At 36.7% G+C, this 18,879-nt stretch carries 15 protein-coding genes and 1 tRNA gene; 5 read left to right on the top strand and 11 right to left on the bottom strand.

From position 1 onward, the window contains the following. Positions 1 to 123 precede the first annotated feature (123 nt). The 5 genes from glmS to PVV63_RS06745 form a co-directional block, all read right to left on the bottom strand. Positions 124 to 1,947 (bottom strand): glutamine--fructose-6-phosphate transaminase (isomerizing), encoded by a 1,824-nt coding sequence (glmS, locus tag PVV63_RS06725; RefSeq protein ID WP_273791195.1) that lies wholly within the window; start codon positions 1,945 to 1,947, stop codon positions 124 to 126. A 173-nt stretch (positions 1,948 to 2,120) separates the two neighbouring features. Continuing rightward, positions 2,121 to 3,470, bottom strand: a complete 1,350-nt coding sequence (gene glmU, locus PVV63_RS06730; protein WP_273791196.1) for a bifunctional UDP-N-acetylglucosamine diphosphorylase/glucosamine-1-phosphate N-acetyltransferase GlmU — start codon at positions 3,468 to 3,470, stop codon at positions 2,121 to 2,123. Positions 3,471 to 3,484: 14 nt separating this feature from the next. Next, a complete protein-coding gene (locus PVV63_RS06735; protein ID WP_273791208.1) occupies positions 3,485 to 4,273 on the bottom strand; it encodes a cytochrome c biogenesis CcdA family protein in 789 nt (262 codons plus the stop codon). A gap of 42 nt (positions 4,274 to 4,315) precedes the next feature. Then, a complete protein-coding gene (locus tag PVV63_RS06740) occupies positions 4,316 to 5,305 on the bottom strand; it encodes a carboxypeptidase regulatory-like domain-containing protein (protein WP_273791209.1) in 990 nt (329 codons plus the stop codon). A 39-nt stretch (positions 5,306 to 5,344) separates the two neighbouring features. Further along, positions 5,345 to 5,668: an iron-sulfur cluster assembly accessory protein gene (locus PVV63_RS06745; RefSeq protein WP_273791197.1), complete on the bottom strand. Its 324-nt coding sequence runs from the start codon at positions 5,666 to 5,668 to the stop codon at positions 5,345 to 5,347. Positions 5,669 to 5,776: 108 nt separating this feature from the next. Between PVV63_RS06745 and PVV63_RS06750 the strand changes: the two genes are divergently transcribed. The 3 genes from PVV63_RS06750 to PVV63_RS06760 all read left to right on the top strand — a co-directional run bounded on the left by PVV63_RS06750 (position 5,777) and on the right by PVV63_RS06760 (position 11,434). Continuing rightward, positions 5,777 to 6,979, top strand: a complete 1,203-nt coding sequence (locus tag PVV63_RS06750; RefSeq protein WP_273791198.1) for a deoxyguanosinetriphosphate triphosphohydrolase — start codon at positions 5,777 to 5,779, stop codon at positions 6,977 to 6,979. A 29-nt stretch (positions 6,980 to 7,008) separates the two neighbouring features. Then, positions 7,009 to 8,766, top strand: coding sequence for an arginine--tRNA ligase (gene argS, locus PVV63_RS06755; protein WP_273791199.1), 1,758 nt, complete (start codon positions 7,009 to 7,011; stop codon positions 8,764 to 8,766). 151 nt (positions 8,767 to 8,917) lie between these two features. Beyond that, a complete protein-coding gene (locus PVV63_RS06760) occupies positions 8,918 to 11,434 on the top strand; it encodes an SPOR domain-containing protein (RefSeq protein WP_273791200.1) in 2,517 nt (838 codons plus the stop codon). A gap of 176 nt (positions 11,435 to 11,610) precedes the next feature. On the opposite strand, the gene PVV63_RS06765 is transcribed toward PVV63_RS06760, so the two are convergent. Then, the gene (locus PVV63_RS06765; RefSeq protein ID WP_273791201.1) at positions 11,611 to 11,886 is read right to left on the bottom strand and encodes a hypothetical protein; all 276 of its coding nucleotides are present in this window, start codon (positions 11,884 to 11,886) and stop codon (positions 11,611 to 11,613) included. Between the two features lie 310 nt (positions 11,887 to 12,196). Here PVV63_RS06765 and PVV63_RS06770 point away from each other — a divergent pair, with 310 nt between their 5' ends. Then, complete coding sequence (locus PVV63_RS06770; protein WP_273791202.1) at positions 12,197 to 13,303, top strand: branched-chain amino acid aminotransferase; 1,107 nt, start codon at positions 12,197 to 12,199, stop codon at positions 13,301 to 13,303. A gap of 106 nt (positions 13,304 to 13,409) precedes the next feature. On the opposite strand, the gene glpX is transcribed toward PVV63_RS06770, so the two are convergent. Together glpX and PVV63_RS06780 are read right to left on the bottom strand one after the other, a co-directional pair. After that, positions 13,410 to 14,396, bottom strand: coding sequence for a class II fructose-bisphosphatase (gene glpX / locus PVV63_RS06775; protein ID WP_273791203.1), 987 nt, complete (start codon positions 14,394 to 14,396; stop codon positions 13,410 to 13,412). A gap of 140 nt (positions 14,397 to 14,536) precedes the next feature. Then, on the bottom strand, positions 14,537 to 15,853 hold the full coding sequence (locus tag PVV63_RS06780) for a homoserine dehydrogenase (RefSeq protein ID WP_273791204.1): 1,317 nt from the start codon (positions 15,851 to 15,853) through the stop codon (positions 14,537 to 14,539). A 1,335-nt stretch (positions 15,854 to 17,188) separates the two neighbouring features. On the opposite strand from PVV63_RS06780, the gene PVV63_RS06785 reads away from it, so the two are divergent. After that, positions 17,189 to 17,263 (top strand) — tRNA-Glu (locus PVV63_RS06785). Between the two features lie 89 nt (positions 17,264 to 17,352). Here PVV63_RS06785 and PVV63_RS06790 read toward each other — a convergent pair. The 3 genes from PVV63_RS06790 to PVV63_RS06800 all read right to left on the bottom strand — a co-directional run bounded on the left by PVV63_RS06790 (position 17,353) and on the right by PVV63_RS06800 (position 18,850). Then, entirely contained in the window at positions 17,353 to 17,745 is a 393-nt protein-coding gene (locus PVV63_RS06790; RefSeq protein ID WP_273791205.1) for a helix-turn-helix domain-containing protein, read from the bottom strand. 64 nt (positions 17,746 to 17,809) lie between these two features. Further along, positions 17,810 to 18,595 (bottom strand): DNA adenine methylase, encoded by a 786-nt coding sequence (locus tag PVV63_RS06795; RefSeq protein ID WP_273791206.1) that lies wholly within the window; start codon positions 18,593 to 18,595, stop codon positions 17,810 to 17,812. Positions 18,596 to 18,619: 24 nt separating this feature from the next. Beyond that, positions 18,620 to 18,850, bottom strand: coding sequence for a hypothetical protein (locus tag PVV63_RS06800; RefSeq protein WP_273791210.1), 231 nt, complete (start codon positions 18,848 to 18,850; stop codon positions 18,620 to 18,622). Between the last annotated feature and the right edge of the window lie 29 nt (positions 18,851 to 18,879).

An 18,879-nucleotide genomic window follows, 5' to 3' on the forward strand; every position in this document is an offset into this window, starting at 1 on the left:
GATTTAGAAAGAAAAAACTTTTCTTCAGTATTCTCGTTCAACAGAGAAAAATGAAAAAATAAGTTTCATTATAAATCAATTTCTTACACTTGATTATTCTCCAAAAGATTCAGAAATATACTTTTATTCAACTGTGACTGATTTTGCTAAATTACGGGGTTGATCAACATCTGTTCCTAATAAAACAGCCGTATGATAAGCGATTAACTGAACAGGGAGTGCATAAATAATAGGAGAAATAAATTCTGGAACATCTGGCAAAGTGATCGTTGATAAAGTCTTAAGACAAGCTACTTCTGCTCCTTTTTTATCGGTTATTAAAATAATACGACCATTACGCGCTACCACTTCTTGCATATTAGAAAAAGTTTTTTCAAACCACCGATCATACGGTGCAACAACAATAACGGGTATTGTCTCATCCACCAGAGCAATTGGTCCATGCTTTAATTCACCTGCCGCATAACCTTCAGCATGAATATAAGAAAGCTCTTTCAGTTTAAGGGCTCCCTCCAAAGCAATCGGATAAGAAGTTCCACGTCCTAGATAAAGAACACTTTTTGCATTTACCAAATCACGACAAATACATTCAATTTTTCTCTCTAGTTTTAAGACCTCATTTAAAATACGTGGAACTTCTGCCAACTGTTGAACCAGTTTCTTTTCCATTTGAGCCGAAAGATAGCCACGTTGTTTAGCAGCACTAAGTGCTAGTGAAGCAAGCGTTGCCAATTGACAGGTAAAAGCTTTTGTTGAAGCAACACCTATTTCCGGTCCGGCAAGTGTTGGGAAAATAAAATCAGCCTCCCTTGCCATTGTTGATTGCTCTACATTCACAATTGTTGCTGTTTTTACACCCCGCTCACGACAATAACGCAAAGAAGCCAATGTATCAGCTGTCTCACCAGATTGAGAAACAAACAGCGATAACACATCAGACGTTATAGGAGGTTCACGATAACGAAACTCCGAAGCAACATCATTATCAACACTTAAAGCGGCAAATTTCTCAAACCAATAGCGCGCAACTAAGGTTGAATAATACGCCGTTCCACAACTCGCAAAAAGGAGACGATGAATATTTTTCCAATCAATCAAATTCTCAAGGGGTCGAACGACATAATTTCCAAGATCAAGATAATGCGCCAAATTATGAGAAATCACTTCAGGTTGTTCAAACATTTCCTTGTGCATAAAATGACGATGATTACCCTTAGAAATCAATAAAGCCCCTTCAAGTAATGTCGTCACAGGACGTTTTACCGGTTGGTTATTAGCATCATAAATTGTAACACCCTCCCGTGTGAGAACAGCCCAATCCCCATCTTCCATATAGCTAATATAATCAACGAATGGTGCCAAAGCAATCGCATCTGACCCCACAAAAAATTCATCTTTTCCATAACCAATTGCCAGAGGTGGACCAGAACAAGCCGCAATCATAAGGTTATCTTCACCTTCGAAAATAAGAGCAATAGCAAAAGCCCCCTGCAGCCTTTTCCAACTGGTGCGTATGGCTTCTTGCGGAGAAAGACCATCTTTTAATGCACGCGTTATTAAATGTGCAATAACTTCCGTATCCGTCTCTGTTTCAAAGATACAACCATCCTCTATGAGTTCCTTTTGCAGTTCTACAAAATTTTCAATAATACCATTATGAACAATCGCAAGCTTTTCAGTCACATGGGGATGCGCATTGCGTTCAACAGCAATTCCATGCGTAGCCCAACGGGTATGACCAATCCCTAAATTTCCCTCCAGAGGTGTTTTTTTTAATTTTTCTTCTAAATGAACAAGCTTCCCCTCAGCACGTACACGATAAAGATGCCCATTATGGATCGTTGCCACCCCAGATGAATCATACCCTCTATATTCAAGACGTTTTAACCCCTCAACCAAAGAGGACGAAACACACCTCTTTCCAAGAATTCCAATAATTCCACACATTAAAAAGCTCCAACCCACATCTTAAGATTTAAATCTTATAAAACAATCCAACAGCCTTTATTTAAAACTATAAATAATAAAAATAATTCAAACATGGAGTACGGCAATCTTTAAGAATAAACCTCCCATCCATCGTTAGATTAACACGAAACAAAAGAATAAGCTGAAAATAATCATTTTTTCTGTTTGTTTTCTAACAAGCGCTCTCGAAATTTTGTCGCATAGCCCTCTTTTATAACCTGTCGTGCACGCCCAAAAGCCATACTGTTCATAGGAATATTTTCAGTAATAACACTTCCTGAAGCAACATAAGAGCCATCCCCTATTATCAATGGGGAAACAAGTGCCGTATTAGACCCAACAAAAGCATGATCACCAATCACGGTTTTATATTTGTTAAATCCATCATAATTGCAAGTAATTGTACCGGCTCCAATATTGGTATGTGCACCAATTTCAGCATCACCAATATAACTTAAATGATTGATTTTAGAAGATTCTCCTACCTTAGCTTGTTTGACTTCACAAAAATTTCCAATCTTTACGGACTTCGCCAACTCTGTTCCAGGACGCAAACGTGCATAGGGACCAATCTGTGCATCTCTACCAACCACAGCACCTTCGAGATAACTAAATGCATGAATAACCGCACCAGATTGTACTTTTACGCTTAACCCAAAATAAACATTTGGTTCTATCACCACTCCTGGTTCAATTTCTGTATCATAAGAAAAATAGAGTGTTTCTGGCTTTAAGAGTGTAACACCCGATAACATTAAATCGCGCGCTTTACGTTTTTGCCACAAAGAATCAGCCTCAGAAAGCTCAAGACCATTGTTAATTCCTACAATATCTTCAAAAGGAACTTCAACAACACGCACATCTAATCCTTTGCGTGTTGCAAGAGAAGCAATATCTGTTAAGTAATATTCTTTTTTCACATTGTTATTACCAACTTTCTCTAAAAGAGAAAGTGCATGTTTTCCACGCATAGCGAGTATTCCACCATTACAAAAAGAAATCTTTTTTTCTTCATCGCTAGCGTCTTTTTCTTCTAAAATTGCAATTAATTGACCATTTTTCTCGAGAAGACGCCCATAACCTGTTGGATTTTTGGTATGAAAACCTGCAAAAACAACATCTGCTCCATCAGCAAGCTGTGCACGCATTTGGTGCAATGAATCTTGCTGAATGAGAGGAGTATCCCCAAAAACAATGAGAACATCATCCACTTCCTTTTGCAAAGCTGAACGAGCAGACAAAACAGCATGAGCTGTTCCTAAACGCTCTTTTTGTTCAAAAATCATTACATCTTTTACAAATGACTGAACAACGTGCGTAACCTCCTTAGCACCAAATCCCACAACAACTGCTAATTGTGAAGAGCCTGCCAATTCTATTTGTTTTAGAACATGGCATATAAGAGGCAATCCAGCAATTTTATGAAGTACCTTAGGCAGAGACGATTTCATGCGCGTCCCCTCACCTGCGGCAAGAACAATAGAAAGACAACTTCTAACCATAAAAACACATAAGACTAACGAGAAAATTCAAAAAAATTCATAATATTGTGCCAACGAATATCTTCAATATAACTCAACGAAGGATAATGTTCTAAAAGCCAAAATGAAAGATCCTGCATAGAACCTGTTAAAAACAAAATCCCTGTAAGAATAAGAAAAACACCAATAATTTTTTCAACTTTTCCTAAATGAATACGAAAAGCTCCTAAAAATCGCATAAAACTGCTCGAAAATAAAGCTGCTAACATAAAAGGAATAGCAAGACCTAATGCATAAACCGCTAAGAGAACAGCTCCCTCTCCCACAGTTTCTTTTGTTCCAGCAAGCGTTATAATAGGACCTAAAATAGGGCCAATACACGGTGTCCAACCAAAAGCAAAAGCTAAACCGATAATATACGCGCCTAAAGGACCAGCAGGTGTTTTTTTGGTCTGAAAACGCGCTTCACGAAATAAAAAAGCGATTTTGAAAATCCCCAAAAAATTTAAACCAAAAATAATAATGACAATTCCAGCAGCAAGAGCAAACCAATCACGATAATAACCGATGAATTTCCCAATTGTGCTAGCACTGGCACCTAAAGCAACAAAAACAGTCGTAAACCCAAGAACAAAAGCAATAGCAGAAGACAGTAAAGCCCACCGTATAAAGACTTTCTCATCAGGCTTTTCTGAACGAAAATCATCAATACCAACCCCTGCCATATAGCACAAATAAGGAGGAACTAATGGCAAAACGCATGGTGACAAAAAAGAGAGTGCCCCAGCAAAAAACACACCAACTGTTGAAATTTCAATCAAAATTCATACCCCGTCTTTCATCATAGTTTACCCCATGAACAACGATCAATCCACATCTTCATCAATTCGTTGCATATTTTGTTCATTCGCCACCACACTTATATCTTCATCATGACCAGAAACGACTGAAAAAACTTTTTGATAGATTTTATCTTTATTTTTAGCAATTGCAATATACTCTCCCTCCGCTAACACGAGTGAAACATACGCACCAACTGTTTCATAAACGATATCACCAGAATCATTGGCAAGAGACCAACTTGTATCTGCAAGCGCTTCCCCTCCTTCTTGTCGTACCAGTTTTAAGACAATCTGAGCGGCCTGATGTTCAAGAGTAACTTCTGTTATTTTACCAGCATCCACTTGAATATCCGAACGAGCCGTCGCATTAATGGAACCATAATGGGAAGCAACATGGTAGCGGCCAGCTTTTAAACGCACAACTGATTGGGGTTTAACATTTGATATAATCACTCCCGTATCATCATTTTCTTTTTCATCCTCATAAATGGTAAAACGGAGTTCCTTTTCATTCATTACGCCATTGAGCAGTGTTGCATTTAAAATGACACCACCAGCCTCAAGATTAAAGTTTTTTACAAGACTCTGCCCATTTTCTAAACGAATATGGCGCACAGCACTCATATGACCAAATGAGACATGAACAAGATAACTTCCTGGTTCGAGATCAAAACGTGCACTTCCCCCCTTATAGGTTGCCACTAATGGTAATTTATTATCAATCCCTAGAATAGGGGCATAAACCCGCCAGACAAGCCCTTTTTCAATATCCGGATGACTATTTGTTAATCGAGCATTCAAAATGAGTTGTGTTTGAGATGCTAAATTTTCGTTTTCCTGCTCTTGAGTCTTTACAATAAAACTCCTTGATTGTCCCTGCTGCTGATCTTGCCCTTCTCCTGCTTCAGAAAAAGCACAGTGGCTCCAAGTCAATAAAGCAAGCACCACGCACAACCATATACATCGGTGCACTATTTTTATAAGAATACCCATTTTTGCATTGTTGACCAACATGATCTTTTTTTCAAGAAACAATATCACACAGCCATCATTTTAAATTGAGAAACTTACACCACAACCACATGATGAAACAGCATTGGGATTGTGGATTTGAAAAGACTGCCCCATAAGATCATCAACAAAATCAATCTCAGCTCCTTCCATGAAAGGAAGTGATAGTAAATCAATAAACACAACTGCCCCGTCTTTTTTGAGGACGAGGTCATCTTCACACATTTCAGAAACCAAGTCATATTTATAAGAAAAACCAGAACACCCACCACCTTCAACAGAAATACGTAATGCTATTTTATCGGGTTCACGCAAAAGTATCTGTGCAATTTTTTTAGCAGCAACATCTGAAATTTTCACATTCATTTTATATATCCTTGCATTAAACCATCAAGAAAGAGTATCCCACACTCAAAGATCAGTTTATTTGTCATAAACCACTCTCAATTTTAAGATGATAATGGGCAGCTTGCAATGGATATAGGCAATATCAACTTCAATTACCAATCTCGAGCAGTGTACAGTGCTCATCCACAAACAAGCCGTGGTCGGTTATACCATGAAACGATGAGCACCACACGCTCACCTTTTCAACGAGATAGAGATCGTATTATCCATTCTAATGCATTTCGACGTCTTAAACATAAAACGCAAGTGTTTATTGCTGATGAAAGCGATCATTACCGTACTCGCCTAACCCATTCCATAGAGGTTTCTCAAATTGCAAGAACATTAGCCCGTGCCCTGTGTCTTGATGAAGACCTTGCCGAAGCCATTGCCCTTGTTCACGACTTTGGACACACACCCTTTGGCCATGCTGGAGAAGATGCTCTTAATGAAGCCATGGTACATTATGGCGGCTTTGATCATAATGCACAAGCATTACGCATTGTAACAAAACTAGAACAGCGCTATGCAAATTTTGATGGACTTAACCTTACATGGGAAACCCTCGAAGGACTTGTAAAGCACAATGGCCCCCTTTTAGGTCCCCACGCGAAGAATAAGGAGGTTCCTATCGATATTTTACAATACAATGCAAAGCAAGACCTTGCACTCGATTGTTTTGCAGGACTAGAAGCGCAATGTGCTGCTATTGCAGATGATATCGCATACAATGCGCATGATATTGATGATGGTCTACGTTCGCAATTTTTAACACTCGATCAATTTGAACATGTTTCACTAACAGCAGCAATATTAAAAGATATAACAGATGAGCATCCCCATCTCGACCAAACGCGTCGCGGTTACACACTTGTACGAAGACAAATAACAACCATGGTTGAAGATGTTATCAAACAGTCACAAAAAAATTTAGCACGCATCAAACCAACAAGCATAAACGATATTCACCAAGCAAAACAAACTATTGTCACCTTTTCACCAACAATGACCGTTTATGAAAAAGAACTAAAAAACTTTTTATTTAAAAATCTTTACTATCATGAACAAGTTCTTAGTCGTCGCAATGCAGCAAAATGCATTGTACAAAAATTATTCAATTGTTATTATGAAAATCCAAATACAATGCCTGAAAGTTGGCAGAGCAAAACAGTGCACTTAAAAAATCAAGAGTTAGCACGTTTGATTGCTGACTTTCTTTCAGGCATGACAGATCACTACGCTCTACGTGAATATCACCGTTTATTTGACCATACAGATAATTTCGTTTAATGGCTTTGGCATCATCATGGAAGCTAAATATGAATATCTTTAAAAACTTCGAAAAAAAAATTAAGAGATCAATTGAATTATCTGATCTAAAAGGAAAAAATGGAGAAGATCTAGATTTATCAAAAATCACTGTTGATCCTCCACGTGATTCCTCCCATGGTCATTTATCAACCAATGCTGCTATGGTGCTTGCAAAATCTATTGGAATCAATCCACGTGCACTTGCAGATAAAATCATAGAACTTCTTAAAAATGATCCCTCTATCGAAAATATAGATGTTGCCGGTCCTGGTTTTATAAACATAAAGCTTACAAAATTATTTTGGCAAGATGCTATAAAATCCATGCTTGAATTAGGCACTTCTTATGGTCGTATTCCAATGGGACAAGGAAAACGCATCAATGTTGAATATGTCTCAGCAAATCCGACAGGACCAATGCATGTAGGACACTGCCGCGGAGCGGTTGTTGGGGATGTTCTCTCCAATTTGCTGCAATTTACGGGCTATAACATTACAAAAGAATATTATATCAATGATGCTGGTCAACAAATCGAAGTCCTCGCCCATTCTGTACTATTGCGCTATCGTGAGGCTCTTGGGCAAAAAATTAATGAAATTCCAGAAGGACTCTATCCTGGAGAATACTTGATACCATTGGGTCAATCGCTTGCTCAAGAGTTTGGTGACCAACTCCTCACGATGGATAAAGATGAAGCCTTATCTCTTGTGAAAGAACGTGCAATTCATGCAATGATGTCCATGATTCGCGAAGATTTGGCTGCTCTTAATATTTATCATGATATCTTTTTCTCTGAGCGAATGCTTTATGCTGATAATGCACGCGCCATTCGTAACACCATCAACGACCTCACTTTAAATGGTTATATCTACAAAGGAAAACTCCCCCCTCCCAAGGGACAAAATACAGAAGACTGGGAACCAAGCGAACAAACTTTGTTCCGTTCAACAAATGTCGGTGATGACCAAGACCGTGTTTTAGTCAAATCTGACGGTTCTTACACTTATTTTGCTGCTGATGTTGCTTATTTTCGGGATAAATTTAATCGTCATTTTGATGAAATGATTTATATTCTAGGCGCAGACCATGCTGGCTATGTAAAGCGGCTGGAGGCAATGGCAAAAGCAATTTCTGGGGATAAGGCTAAATTAAGTGTCTTCTTGTGTCAATTGGTAAAACTTTTTCGCAACGGTCATCCTGTACGCATGTCAAAAAGAGCAGGATCTTTTGTCACTCTACGGGATGTTGTCGAAGAGGTTGGGCGTGATCCTGTGCGTTTTATGATGCTATACCGTAAGTGTGAAGCACCTCTTGATTTTGATTTTGCAAAAGTAACAGAACAATCAAAAGATAACCCCATCTTTTACGTACAATATGCAAGTGCACGTTGTCACTCAGTCTTTCGTCAAGCACAAGAAGCGCTTCATATTAAAAGCTTTTCAAATGATACATTGATTGCCCATCTTCATCGATTAACAGATGACCATGAAATATTGTTAATACGCAAACTTTCTGAATATCCACGTATCATTGAACAGGCCGTAGTTCATAAGGAACCGCATCGATTAGCGTTTTATCTTTATGACCTTGCCTCCAGCTTTCACACCCATTGGAATAAAGGGAGTGAAAATCTCAATTTACGCTTTATTCAACCTGATGATAAAGAGTTATCCTTTGCAAGATTAGGATTGATACAAGCTGTTATCAATATTTTATCATCAGGGCTTACCATCATAGGAGTCGAAGCACCCATAGAAATGCGTTGAAAAAGTTCTATAAATACATACAATAGGTACTCTATTGATAAACTTTTTCATGTATCATTGCATGAGAGGGGGAAAATTTATAATTTTAATATAACAAATCAAAATCAACCATTGATTGCACGTAAGTGCAAACCACCATGTGAGAAAAGCTATGAGCGATAACGATCGCAAAAATCTACACGAAACAAAACACGATCATGAACACCATGATCCTTTAGAAAGGCTTACGCGCATTTTTAATCCGCACAAACAAAGCGGAAACCAAAATGAGCAATCTTCTTTAAAAACAGATCGATCAACATCTCACCCCGAAATATCATCTCATGATGATGATTTTGATTTGTCCTTTCTAGAAGAGGAACTTGAAAATAATTTAGCACATGACTCACCGTTTGATGATCAAAAAAAACAATGGGACTTGTATGCAACCAGCAACGCAACAGCCTCAAATATTGCACAAGCTGCTTCTTTCAACCATTCAAAACAAAATAATTTATCTGAAGAGAAATATTCTTCACCTAGCAGTCATGATGAAGAACAAATTTTAGATGAGCTTTCTCCATTACCAATCCCAAAGAATCAATCACATCAACAGAAAACAACAGCAACCAGTGCTGATCCTTTTCTTGAAAAAAGTAATCTTATGTCACAATCAGAATCAGAAAATTTCTTTTTTGATAAATCTGAAAGGCGTGAAAATAAGAGAGAGATGCCAGAAGATGTTGAACAAACCAATCGTTTTTCACAAATAAATTCACAACAACCTGAGACTACGAATATACAAAAAACTTATGATGACAATCCAAACCTCTATGACACTCCTATAAACCATCCCTATAAAATTTCAGCTGATCAAGAAAATTGGATTAAAAAAGATTATCCTGATGCCTCCTCTTCTACAGAGGAAAATGAGTTTTTCTCATCTTCTAATCTTGTGTCAGAAAGACAAAACACTGCAAGAAATCAAACAACAAGTACCTTCTCCTCACCTTTAGATTCTCCACCAGTTGATAGACAATCTTATTTAAAGGGGGCTTCACAAGAAGATCATACAACCAATTATCCCCATTTTTTTGAAGCCCCCCCCTCACAACAAGAAACTTATAGCGAAAAAGTTCCGATATATGATGAGGCTCGAGCCCAATACATCAATAATGCCGAAGGTGCCTCTAACCCAAATAGAGAAATTTCATATAATGAAAATAATTTAGATGAGTTTCTTTCCTCATCACCCTCTTTAAATACAAAACAAACGGAGGGCTTTTTTGCCCATAACTATACGCACAGAGATACTCCCCCTCCCAATGTTGATACTTATAAATTTTCAGAGGAAATCGTAGAAAAAACTGGTCCTATTATGGTTCCAGAAGTCCCGTATGAAGCGCCAGAATATGATGTGCCAACTAATGGTGGTTTAGAAGAAGAATTTGCTGATGTACTCAATGTAGGAAATGTTCCAACAGATAATTTTTCTCAAAAACAACAGAAGAATGAAGTTTTTAGTGAAGTTTTTCATCAGTCTATGCAAAATTCAAAAGAAGGTGTTTATATAAACTCTAAAGAACAAAATTCCGACTATTCTTCTTCTGCCAATATGGAATATAATTTCCCCTCTTTTAGCGAGAATTCATCATACACAAGCTCAGATGAGGTTCCCACGCATCCATCAGCTCCTCCTCCCTTAAAAAGTTTTATTTTTGGTAAAACTTTCATTAAAGGTTTTTTTATACTTATTTTAATAGGAATTGGATTTGCAGGTTATTCTCACTTTTTTATGCCATCACAAAAAAATGAAGAAACGGTCATTATCCACGCTGATAATACGCCTTTTAAATTCAAACCAGAAACAACTGAAACGAAAAATGATGTTGCACATAATTTAGATATCTATAAACAAACAACTGAACAAAATGAGAAACAAGAAAATACACAACAATTTCTTATTGATAACTCTGAACAACCTGAAAATTTAAAAGAATTAAACCCTGAAGAATCTTCAAACGTTTCCTCCTCGTCTTTAAATGAATCTGATGTTGAAGTTGCAGTCACAGAAGCCATAAACCATACTATTCCAATGCGAGAAGTACAAACTGTTATTGTCAATCAAGATGGTACAGTTACACTAGCCCCCGCGCATCAAACAAACAGCAAAACTGCTGCTCAATCTGAAGAAAGCATTGATCAAGCTTCTAATGAACTTCAAGATTCGTCCCTTGTTTCGTCGCATGATTCTGATATAAACGACCAAGAAAGAGATCATGATCTCAAAAATAATATTGATAAAATAATTGCAGAAAATAATTCTAGCTCAAATATTGAAGAAAAATTTATCCCTATTCCTTCTCATGCAGAAAGAAATACACAAGTTGAAACACCAGCCGCGTCTCGCTCCACATCACCAAACAGAGTCGCAGCACAAAATTCAGAAAGTTATTACGTACAACTTGCATCTCAACCAACGCATGAGCTCGCTAGAAATTCTTTAAAAAATATGAAATCTAAATTTGGATTCCTTATCGGCGCCCGTTCTTTAAATATTCAATCCGCTTTTATACCAGGAAAAGGTACTTATTACCGTGTTCGGATTCAAGCGCAAGACCGTAATGAAGCCATAATCCTTTGTGAATCCATTAAAAGTTCTGGTGGAAGCTGCTTCATCACACGCTAAACCAAACATGCAACGGTTGTTAAAACCGTTGCATGATTTATTTTCATACCATTTAATTACTTATCAAAAACTTCAGAAATTAAAATCGTTCCAATCTTTTTATGTCTTTGTGCTGACTTTATTCCTTAATCTACGTCGATTTTCGCCCTATCTAAAAGATTATATTTATGAAAAAATCACTCCGTACCCTTATAGGTATAAGGTACAGGAGGAAGTGAATTTAAATCTTTTTTTGGCGTTGTTACACTTTGGCTTGTTTCTGGAGTATTATAACGCGAACTATGTTCAGGAGATTTTGCAAAAAAAGATCCTAAAAAACCAAAAATAAACCAGATAATAACCATCGCAAGAAGAATAGCAAAAATACCCTTAGCGATTGAAACACGTTGTTCACGACCTTTTCTTTCTGCGGCCATACGTTCTTCATATGTGTGATAATTTTTATCAATCATAGTGGATTCCTTTTCTCAATTCCCTTACCTTTAAATTTCTAGAAAATATGCATATATGAAATTATTCAGATACTTATTATGAGAAAACGATAATTATAGACAAAAGTTCCAGCTTACTTCATAAAGTTGAGAAAAAGAGGCGAGGATAGAATTAAAATATCTACCCTACCCTAGCCTTTGAATTCTATAATAAACCCCTTTGTATTCTATAATAAAACATTGACACAAAGGTTTTGTTAATAATAGAGTTATAATCAAAATATTTCATTATTTTTATTAATAAAAATGAAACATACTCAAAAGGTTTTTTATGAAATCTCCCATATCATCGCTTCCCTTTAAAATAGAAAAGCACCCATCTCCTCTGTCAGAAGAAAAATATGAAGAAATTTTAAAAAGTCCCGGTTTTGGTCAATTTTTTACAGACCACATGTGTACTATTCAATGGACTGAAGACAAAGGCTGGCACAATGCTATCATCTCTCAATACAAAGCTTTAGAAATTAACCCTGCAAGTACCGTTTTACATTACGGACAGGAAATTTTTGAGGGTTTAAAAGCATATCGTGCAAAAGATGGGCGCATCTTGCTCTTCCGTCCTGATGCCAATGCACAACGCTTTATAGAATCAGCGAGGCGTTTAGCTATGCCAGAATTGCCAAAAGATATTTTTCTGGATGCCGTTCATCAATTAGTAAAGATTGATCAAAAATGGGTTTCTGATCAGCCCAACGCTAGCCTCTATATCCGTCCATTTATGTTTGGCAATGAAAACTTTTTGGGAGTCCGCCCTTCTCAAAAATATCTTTTTTGTATCATAGCCTCTCCAGTTGAATCCTATTTTAAAGGAGAAGAAAAATCTGTCAGCGTCTGGATTGAAACAGATTATAGTCGTGCCGGTCCAAGAGGAACAGGGGCTGCCAAATGTGGTGGAAACTATGCAGCAAGCTTACTTGCACAAAAAAGTGCAACTGAAAACAATTGTAGCCAAGTACTCTTTCTTGATATGATTGAACATAAATGGATTGAAGAACTTGGTGGTATGAATGTCTGCTTTATTATGGACAATAATACACTTGTAACCCCCCCACTTAATGGAACTATCCTTCCAGGAATAACACGTCATTCACTCTTAGAGTTGGCAAAACAAATGGGATTAAAAATAGAAGAGCGTCCTTATTCTTTTGCCGCGCTTCAAGAAGATGCAAAGAGTGGACACCTTAAAGAAGCCTTTGCTTGTGGTACAGCTGCCGTTGTCACATCAATTGGTCGTTTTAGATATAAAGGAGGAGAATTTATTATTGGAAATGAAACAGTTGGAGAAGTCACAAAGCAGCTTCGTACACAATTGGTTGGCATTCAAAAAGGGAACATAGAAGATAAAAATGGCTGGGTGCATTCTGTGCAACTCTCATAATATTAAGGGTATTCCCATATCTATAAACGCTTCCATGAAAGTAGCTTCATGGGAGCGTATTTCCTAAAAAAACTCCTTTTATTTTTAGTGACAAAAAAAGAAAACATTAATCAAATTTTGAATGATCTCTATGCTGTGCTTTAATATTACGAACTGTACCCGTATGGGCGCGCATTACGAGAGTTTCCGTTTGAATGTAGTGAGGTGTAAATTTAACACCAGAAAGCATATTACCATCTGTCACCCCTGTTGCTGAAAACAAAACATCACCCTTTGCCATTTCTTCCATTGTATAAACCTTATTGGGATCACTAATCCCCATTTTAGCTGCACGAGCAATTTTCTCTTCTGTATCAAGCAGCAAACGACCTTGCATCTGTCCTCCAATGCAGCGCAAAGCAGCAGAAGCTAAAACACCTTCAGGTGCTCCACCAATCCCCATATAGATATCAATACCTGTTTCTTCTGGATCAGTTGTATCAATAACAGCAGCCACATCTCCATCCCCAATCAAGCGAATCGACGCCCCTGTCGCTCGTACTTCATCAACCAATTTTTCATGACGAGGTCTATCCATAATACAAACAACAATCTGATTAACAGCCACTCCTTTAGCCTTCGCAAGAGCATGTATATTATCGGTAGGAGAAGCATCTATATCGACTATTCCCTTTGGATAACCAGGACCAATAGCAATTTTGTTCATATAAACATCAGGAGCGTAAAGGAGATTACCCTTTTCAGCAATTGCAACTACTGCCAAAGAATTAGCAATATTTTTAGCACAAAGTGTTGTACCCTCTAGTGGATCAAGTGCAATATCGATCGCCAATCCACTTTGAAGACCCACTTTTTCTCCAATATAAAGCATAGGCGCTTCATCCCGCTCACCTTCACCAATCACCACTGTACCATCAATAGGCAATCGATTAAGTTCTTGCCGCATTGCATCTACAGCAGCCTGATCCGCTGCCTTTTCATCGCCACGTCCGCGCCAGCGTGCAGCAGCAACAGCAGCACGTTCAGTAACACGTACCAATTCAAGCGTCAAAATACGATCAAGTCCATTTAAAATCTTCTGAGTTGTGGGCATATGAAAAAATCCTACCGAATGAATACCAGAAAAATATGAGTCCTTATTAAATACTAAGAATAAAGTTTTTTGGCAAAGATGAAAATTTTTCACAAGAGATAAAAGAACTCAAGCGTGCGTTTTTATTATCAAGAAAGTTATCAATTCTTTGCCATAGGTTCAATACGAATAAATTGAGATTTTGCAACAAGATGTCCATCTTTTTCAATTTCTGCAAGTGCCTGTCGTACATTCACCTCTGTTGTTTCATGCGTAATTAAAATAATTGTTTTTTCAATTTGATCTTCTACAAAAGATCTTTGAACAATCGACTCCAATGAGATGTGATTATCAGCCATATGCCTTGCGACCGCGGCAAAAACACCAGTACGATCATGAACATTTAAACGAATAAAATAACCACCTGCATGATGCGAAATACGTGCTTTTTTATGAGGAGCAAGTTCTAATGCTGGACGTCTTAAAACAGGTGCATACTGAAAACCAGAACGCGCTTTTGCTATATCAGCCAAATCACCAATAACGGCTGATGCTGTTGCCTTTCCTCCAGCGCCAGGACCAGAAAACAGCAATTCACCTAATAAATCACTTTGAATAGAAAGAGCATTGGTTACACCATTTATCTGTGCAATCATTGAGGATGCTGGTACCATTGTTGGATGAACGCGTTGCTCTATTCCAGAATCCGTTTTTAATGCAACCCCTAAAAGCTTAATCCGATACCCCAATTCATCAGCTGCTCGAATATCAATTTGCGAAATATTATGAATTCCTTCAACATAAACATCATCTAACGAAATAGCTGTTCCAAATGCCAAGCTTGTCAACAAAGCTAATTTATGAGCAGTATCATTTCCCTCAATATCAAAAGTTGGATCTGCTTCAGCATACCCAAGTCTCTGTGCATCTGCTAAACAATCTTTAAATGAAAGACCTTCCGTAAACATGCGTGTTAATATATAATTACAGGTTCCATTGAGAATACCATAAATTCGCGATATGCGATTACTAACAAGTGATTCTCTCATCGCTTTGATGACAGGAATCCCCCCTGCAACAGCTGCTTCAAAATGAAGAAAAACACCTTTTTTTTCTGCAATTATAGCCAGCTCTACTCCATGTCGAGCAAGAAGAGCTTTATTGGCTGTTACAACATGATGTCCCGCCTCAAGCGCTCTCTTAACAGCGGTATACACCACATCCAATTCACCACCAATTAACTCTACAAAAACATCAATCTCATCAGAAGCAGCCAACTCCACAGGTGAATCAAACCATTTTATATCACTGAGATCAAGTCCACGATTGCGGCCTTTATCGCGCGCACTAACAGCAACAACTTTGATGAATCGCCCACATTGACAAGCTAAACTATTCGCTTTTTCACATAGAGCTCGAACAACTGAAGTACCAACCGTACCAAGTCCCGCAACACCAACTTTTAAAGCTTCTGCCATTATTAACCACTGATCCCTATCTTCATTGAAAAATCGTTTAAATGATGTGCCAATCAACACAAAGAATATTTACATCCATACGAACAAAAGAAATACCCCGCTCTATTCACTTCATTTTTTCCAATAGAATTATCCCCGCTTGTTCAATCAACATTCCTAAAAATATAATATTTATTGTCTTCAAAGATTTCAGAATCTTTATAAAATATTTAATTCAGAATGAAAATCTGTAAAACTGATAAATGCAAGTTTCCATAAAGAAAAGTTCTAAAAAATAATCAATAACAAGTTAAAGAATATTGAAGACTTAGTAAGAAAAAATAAAACATCTCTTCTAAATCAACAAGTATGGAACAAAAAACATTCTTTTATATGATAAATTAAGAGAATGGATAAAATAAAGTAGATCAGTACATAATAACACATTTCTTCCTACCATTCCATAGCTTTAAATATAAATCTTTAATGCAAAATCTTAACGCACTCATATATCAAAATAGAACCTTACATTAAAGTAAAAAACAAAACTTAATATGCGCACACCATAATTCTGAAATATTATAAATATAGAGAATAAAGTTTCAAAATTTGAATATTTTATCTCAACTTATTGCCACCTCTTTAAAAAACTAGCGAATTGAAATGAGAAAAAACTCAATCTACCCTTTATCCACGCTAATTCATTTTCAAATCAAGAACCTTCTCAATATATAAAAGAGCAAATGAAGGTTTTTTAATCTTAAATTTCTTACAGACATGTAAAAGTAAATATAAAAAATATTTTTAATATATTCTATAAAAATTAATTTAATATTTTCATTTTTATTATACAGGTATCTATTTATATTTTGTTAAATTGTAAGTAATCTATGGATTATTCATAAAAAATTTGGTATTATTTGTTAATTTGGTAATAAATATTGTATTTCTACTTTATAAATTATACAGTTTTTGCTTTATGATAAGCTCAAATGAGAAATCTTCCGTATAAAGGCTCTTTCAAGCAAGTTAAATAATATTCTCATGTGACAACAAAGATAACAAACGATAAAATATGTAAAAAATAAATACATTTAAAATGCTGTTTTGATCATTTTTGCCTACTTTTCAAACTGAAAATAAATGCAAATATCATTTGCTGAGATGATACCCACATCAAAACTTTCTATCAATGATGATAACTTTACATTTTTTCTACAAAAAATCTTAGAAAATAAGATGATTCAAACAAGAGTTTCTCAAAAATTATTCAATAAAACACACTTTTTTCAAAAAAAATGACACAGAGGGCTTGCGAAGTAAAAAGATCCTCTCTATAAGCCTCATCATTGGTTTGCGCCCATCGTCTAGCGGTTAGGACATCGCCCTTTCACGGCGGAAACAGGGGTTCGATTCCCCTTGGGCGTACCATGTTTCTTTTTACTGTACACAGTCTATTGATTTTATATATCTTTTTTAAAGTACGGGATACGTGGATAAAAGTTAGGGAATAGGATTTTCTAACATTTCTCTACAACAGTAGCATTTTCTTTTCTTTGCGCTTCGCTAATCATCTCTAATAATGTTTTGAATGCTTCTAAATCCTCTTGTGAAAAATCTTTTAAAGTTCTAACAAACTCACCAACAGCTTCACGTCTCAACGGATCAGAAGTCTTGATTGTAAAACTTTTGCGACAAGAATCCGATGCTCTTCTCAAAATTTCTGCTACCTCTTGATCTAAAGCATAGAGTTCAATTATCTTTTCCTCCAGTCCTACAGGAACAGATTTTTTGCCAATTTCTACAGCAGATAAAAATGATACAGATATGTCTAATTTCTTAGCCATATCTAAGAGGCGTTCGGAGTGATCAATGCGAAGTTTCCGTAAAATTTTACCAAAAGATGTAACCATATAAAAAGTCCTATTAGAGAAGAAATATTTCTTCTGATTCTAACAAATCTTTTTATGATTTTCTTCAATTATTACGAATCAAGAGTTCTTTTCGGGGTGTTTTTTTAGCAAAACCAGAGGTCCAAAGGGTCTCTAATTCTAAAAAGTCAAAATCCTTAAAGATCTCTCGAACCGCATCACAATCATTTAGACTCAAGACAAATTTGCCTTGTATGCTTTTGAGAACTTTTGCCATACTCACAAAATCATCTTCAACAAAATTCCCAGAGCTGTAACACTTCTTCTTCACTAGATAAGGCGGGTCTAGGTAAAATAAACTGTCGGGTGCATCAAATAGCTTGATAACCCGTTCCCACGATAAATTTAAGATTGTCGTATCAAGAAGCTTCTGTCTAACACGTCGCATCCTTGATAGCAGCTTATCGGGATTAAATGCTATAGGCTTTTTCCTTCCAAAGCCAAAAGAGACATACTCTTTTTTCCCATACATCACACAACGTTGGAGAAACAAAAAGCGAGCGGCTCTTTCAACTTTGGAAAGGCTCTCTGGTTCAATCGCCGCAAGTTCAAAAAACAACTGTCTTGAACAAACAAACCATTCTAGTCGTTTGGCTAAATCATCAAAGTCATTTTGAACACATTGAAACAGGTTCGTGATCTCTCCATTCAGATCATTAATCACGGAATATTTTGCTGGTCTTTTATTTAGGAAAATAACACCAGAGCCTAAAAACGGTTCAACATAGGTTTCATGGTCAATATTATTTAAAATCGGTATAATTTTCTTACGCAGATAGTGTTTACCACCCATCCACGCAAACAATGTTTGTGTAAATTCTTGTTTCATCATATTTTTAAAGGAGAGATTTGATATTTAACTTTTGGTTAACCATCTTTTAAGATGTGAGAAGCTATTCTCTATGGCGTCCACAAAACGGGAAAAATCTATTACAAACATAAAGACAATGAAGGCTATCAATTTCATGATGCGTGACATCATCTTTAAACCTTGATAGGTCTCTATCATCTCGTGAAGGAGCTGTTGTTCTTTTTCTGTAAGATCTTTATCTTTGCTGCTTCGTTTCTTGACCATCTTTCCAACCACATAAATGGGCTCCCTGCTTGTTATGCTTC

The sequence above is a fragment of the Bartonella sp. CM31XJBT genome, assembly GCF_028618555.1.
In the GTDB taxonomy this organism is placed as follows: domain Bacteria; phylum Pseudomonadota; class Alphaproteobacteria; order Rhizobiales; family Rhizobiaceae; genus Bartonella.